The organism is Anaplasma phagocytophilum (assembly GCF_023476575.1).
In the GTDB taxonomy this organism is placed as follows: Bacteria; Pseudomonadota; Alphaproteobacteria; order Rickettsiales; family Anaplasmataceae; genus Anaplasma; species Anaplasma phagocytophilum_A.
The window spans coordinates 1-5,013 of the sequence record NZ_JAHLEX010000085.1; the positions used below are offsets into that span (position 1 = coordinate 1).

The window sequence follows — 5,013 nt, forward strand, 5'->3', positions numbered from 1 at the left end:
TAGGGTGTATCATTTACATCTTTATGTAGATACTATAAAGTGAGCAAAATATTGATGCCAGTGTATACTTGAATTCATTATACTAGCGCAATGAATCGCGCTGTTATTAAAGTACTTCTAGTGCTGCTATACGTGTTGCATGATAACCAAGTGTTTTTATGTGTATTAGCTAGGTATGGTTCTCTTAGTAAGACGATTTTTAATTCTATCATAAATTAAGTTAGCGATAATGATGCGTCTCTACTGTAGTTGCTGGTGTTTCTAGTATATGGTAATGCTATCTAGTTGCGTATTTAAACTGAGCAAAACTAACTTCTTAAGTATTTCACAGGAACATATAAGCCTCTATGTGGTATGCTTATGCCAGAAGTAATCATAAAAGCAAGAGAAGAGATGCCGACTTTTTTCATATGGTGTGCGCTTATTACGCGTTCAGACGTATGAAGGTCATACTCTCAGACATAGTTACATAATGCAAGCAGAAGTAAGTGTAAGTATCTAGAAAAGTGATATTGATTACGCGGTAGTATGGGAAAATATTGAAGATTGTTGAACAGAAATTGTATCTATCATGTAATAAAAAGCAGTACGTATTTTGTGTATGCTAGAGAACTTTAACATAGTTATGATCACGATGGGCTTACTTTAGTAGCAGTAGTATAATGAGCTTTAGGGGTTAATAGTAACGGAAAACAGTTTTCCTCGTCGTCTTTGCGATTCAGGAAACGTGAAACGTCTTTGAAGGGCTACTTTTAATCGGTAAAGATTTTTGCGCGAAAAAGTAATACTGGTTGATGCTTAAAAAAGCTCTAAATTTTATATTGAAAACTACATTCCATATAGAGCTTCACATATCACTCATATAGCTCAACTTATTTCTCATCCTGAATTCTAATTTAGTATAGAGTAACTATGCAATTCACTAAGTTTATAAAGCTAGTTTTTGAGACAGTCTCTCCAGGGAGCACGTACGTAAATAACTGGCACATACGTGTAATGGCCGACAGGCTGCAGGCAGCACATGAAGGGAAGATTAAAAGACTTATAGTAAATGTACCGCCACGCATGATGAAATCGATATGCGTGAGTGTAGCATGGCCTGCATGGATACTAGGGTTTAATCCATGTGCCAGAATCATTGTTGCAAGTTATTCTCAATTGCTTAGTGAGAAGCTATCTCTCGATACGAAGTATGTCTTACAGTCATCATGGTACAGAGCAATATTTCCGGAGGTAGAAATAAGTAAACTACAGAATAGTAGAAGGAAGTTTATAACCACAAAGCTAGGATATAGAATGGCTACTTCGGTAGGTGGAACGGTAACCGGAGAAGGGGGAGATGTTTTAATTGTCGATGATCCACTAAATCCAATGCAAGCATCTAGTAGCAAATATAGAAGTAGGGTGTTTGACTGGTTTAAAGAAAGCTTTCTAACCAGGATAAATGATAGGAAAAAAGGGATAGTAGTAATAGTAATGCATAGGCTGCATAATGAAGATTTATCAGCACAAGTTCTTGCTACAAGTGCCCACAAAACATGGCATCACCTGTCGATACCTTTTATCGCTGAAAAAAGAGCGACTATCTTCTCTTTAAATAAAGATTCTAACTCTTCACTCCGTAGGGTAGCAATGTATAAACGCTCTAAAAATGAGCCAATTATCAAAAATTTAGGCAGTAGATATATTGAAGGTTTAAAAAATGAGGTAGGAATATACGCATTTTCATCGCAGTACCAGCAGAGGCCCATAAACATTGGTAATAGCGGGATAATACGAAAGGGATGGTTAAAGCGCTATCATATTGATGAGTTTGATACTACGGAATCTTGCATAATGCAAAGTTGGGATACAGCGTCCACACTACACGCACATAGCAATTTTAGTGTCTGCATCACGTTAGCTATTCGGGATAGGAGCTTCTTTTTATTAGATGTGTATAGAGCAAAAGCTAATTATACAGAGTTAAAGAAGAGGGTACTGCATTTAAATGAGCATTGGAAACCCGATGTAATACTTATAGAAGAAAGATCTAGTGGGTATCAGCTATTACAGGAAATGAGTAAAAAACTTCCTGTAATAGCGTTTAATCCTAAGAAGTATTGCAAATTATCTAGACTGCTTCAGATCATTCCTACAATTCAAAAAGGTCATCTTTTTGTGCCTCATTATGCTCCGTGGTTACATGATTTTGAGAGCGAAATATGCGCGTTTCCTAATGGAGAAAATGATGATCAAGTTGATAGTCTCACCCAAGCATTCAACTGGTATCGTGATCAAGGAGTATCCAATATTAAAGAAGTACCTGAATGCAATATTCGGTTTCTAATTTAAGAGTCTATAGCAATAATGGGTATGAAGCATGACTTGTGATGGTTCCTGCTAATAACTCATAGTTTCTTTTGCTATATCATTATTAGATATTGTGCTCTGTTTACTTCCCTGAAAAGCACTATCTTGTGCAAAGCAAGTAACAGATATCGTAAAGACTTGCCGAGTAATTTCAAGATGTCTCGCATAATATAAAAGAAGCACATGCTTGTGATTATACTGATAAAGAAGATTGAATAAAAACGCCTGCAAGAGTAGGGTATACGAGTACGAGAAGGATGAGGCGGTATTCACGCTCATAATATCTGTATCAATGGATATTTTCATCCCAAACGTGGTTTTTTATATGAAGAATAGAAAGGTTTGCAGTGCATGTATTACGTAATATGCATTTACATTTATGCCACTAATTACATCTAGATGGAAGTTGTATTTACAGTTCGGTAGTACCGTAAAAGATCTTGCTAATAGTCAGCATTATTAAAGATGCAGCAAAGGCTTGAAAATTGCTCACACCGTACTTATACTAGAGTGCATACACGGTGCAATTAATAAACAGAGAGGCGTTGGTATATGCTTACCGCAACTGGGTTAGCGATGGGAGCAGATGATTTACTTGCGTATATTGAGCAAGTAAGGGCTTTTCCTATGCTAACAGAGAGAGAAGAGAAGGAATGTGCAGAGAATTGGCATAAAAATAGATCGGTGGCTGACGCTCATAAATTGGTAACTAGCCATCTGAGGTTAGTAGTTAAAGTAGCAATGGGTTTTAGGAGTTATGGCCTTCCTCTCATGGAGTTGATAATGGAAGGAAACATAGGTCTGATGCAAGCAGTGAAGAAGTTCAATCCCGAATTGGGCTTCAGGTTGTCTACATATGCAATATGGTGGATAAAAGCGTCTATAAAAGACTATATACTGCGTTCCTGGTCATGTATGCGTATAGGGACCACACAGGCTCAGAAGAAGTTGTTTTTTAGTTTGAGGAAGATTAAAAGGAGAATATTGGGATGTAGTGCTTCGGCCAGTCAGAGTGATATACGTGCTATAGCAGAGGAATGCGGTACTTCTGAGAAGGAAGTAGAGAGCATGGATAGGTTTTTCTCCAATAGGGACATATCACTCAGTGACAAGGTATGCTGTGAAAGTGGTACTGAGCTACAAGATCTTATACCATGTTCAAGCCCCAATCAGGAGGTTATGTACCTATCACATGAGGAGAGTGTGATGAAAGATCAGATGGTAAATGAAGCTTTATCTACGCTGGATGAAAGACATAGAGATATTTTTTCGCGAAGAAAGTTAAAGGAGCATCCAGACACTCTAGAAACGTTAAGTGAAGAATATGGAGTCTCAAAGGAAAGAATCAGGCAGATTGAGCTCCAATCTTTCAGCAAGGTAAGATCTTTTGTAAATGCCAATAAATACAAGATATATGCAGCTAGTTTGTAGCGTCTACCGTGTCGGGTGAGATTTTTAGAATATATGGAAAAGTCCGGTTGGAGAGGCCAATTTTCAGGTAACGTAAGTATATCGGGTAGATGCGCGGTAGTGTAAAGAGGTCGTATGTAAATACTTCGAGACATTATCTCAAAACACTGTTCTATTTTAAAAGATATTTCTACTGTAGTAAGAGTAATCCTGGACACGCGATATAATGCCATTTTTATTAGAGACTTAGTCACCTATGGGGTGTGGTTAAAGATGGATTCTTTAAAAATGCTGTAAATAAGCCTTAAAGCCACACCATTGTTTTCTAAAAACAGCGATATGTACTTCCATGCCCATTACTATAGAGCACTTTTATGAATATTTTGGATTAGAATAGTAAAGGAGTTGTATAATACAAGTAGGTATACCATCTACCGACCCATATCTATTATAGAATCATAATTAATATCTATACATGATGTAGTGAAGGGGTAATTCTGCTATTTGAGCAAAATATGCCAATACAGTAAGTGCTCATATACGCTCTAAAGTGGATTCTACTAACAAGATTGAGTTCCAGTGTTAAAGTTGCTATGAAAGTAGAGCGCTTTCCCATAGATGTAACAAGTTTTTCCGAATCTTGAGAAGCCAACTATCAAATGCAACCAAGATCAAGGCCCCAGAGTTGGTTCAGGAGTGTTCTGGCAGAGCTTCTCTAGATCTCTATAAAAGAGAAATTATTAAGAATTAGCGGTAGTAATAGCATTATTTTATCTGAGTCATTCAGAGATAACGCCCCTTAATAACGGTGACGCATGGATATATTAAACACATGAACCCTCACGCAAGTAAAACACTCGCAGAAGAGAAGTTGCCTTCATATGACTAGAAAACTAAATCCAAAACTTTGTGTAAAGATCAGAAGACATAGTCCCGCTTGTGTACAGTAATCCAGATCTCTAAGAATCAGTCATGTATAATGATATGTATCACATTAAATTCCCAGCCTTAATATCATGATCCTGTGCATAAAATTACTTAGACCTTTCTCTTTATCGTAATAACCCGTGTAAGAAGTTTTTCAGCAGTTTGTGTACGGTTCCTAGGTTTTAAAAAAGCTTTTCTCACGATGATGCATTATTTTAGTTTTCCCGTACAAATTCACTACATTCTGAGCTGTAGACTTAATCCCCTCAAAATCTCATTTCTTAAAGTCATATAAGAATGACAAAGTACCATTTGTCAGCCCAT

General features: G+C 37.0%; 2 protein-coding genes. Both read left to right on the forward strand.

Annotation, left to right across the window (positions count from 1 at the left end):
* Positions 1–912 precede the first annotated feature (912 nt).
* Positions 913–2,334, forward strand: a complete 1,422-nt coding sequence (gene terL / locus KPX09_RS04275; protein ID WP_249549145.1) for a phage terminase large subunit — start codon at positions 913–915, stop codon at positions 2,332–2,334.
* 570 nt (positions 2,335–2,904) lie between these two features.
* Entirely contained in the window at positions 2,905–3,783 is an 879-nt protein-coding gene (locus tag KPX09_RS04280; protein WP_249549146.1) for an RNA polymerase factor sigma-32, read from the forward strand.
* Positions 3,784–5,013: the final 1,230 nt, after the last annotated feature.

Excerpts from the sequence above, each read along its gene's own strand:
- terL (WP_249549145.1), top strand. The coding sequence starts at position 913 with ATGCAATTCACTAAGTTTATAAAGCTAGTTTTTGAGACAGTCTCTCCA.
- KPX09_RS04280 (WP_249549146.1), top strand. The coding sequence starts at position 2,905 with ATGCTTACCGCAACTGGGTTAGCGATGGGAGCAGATGATTTACTTGCG.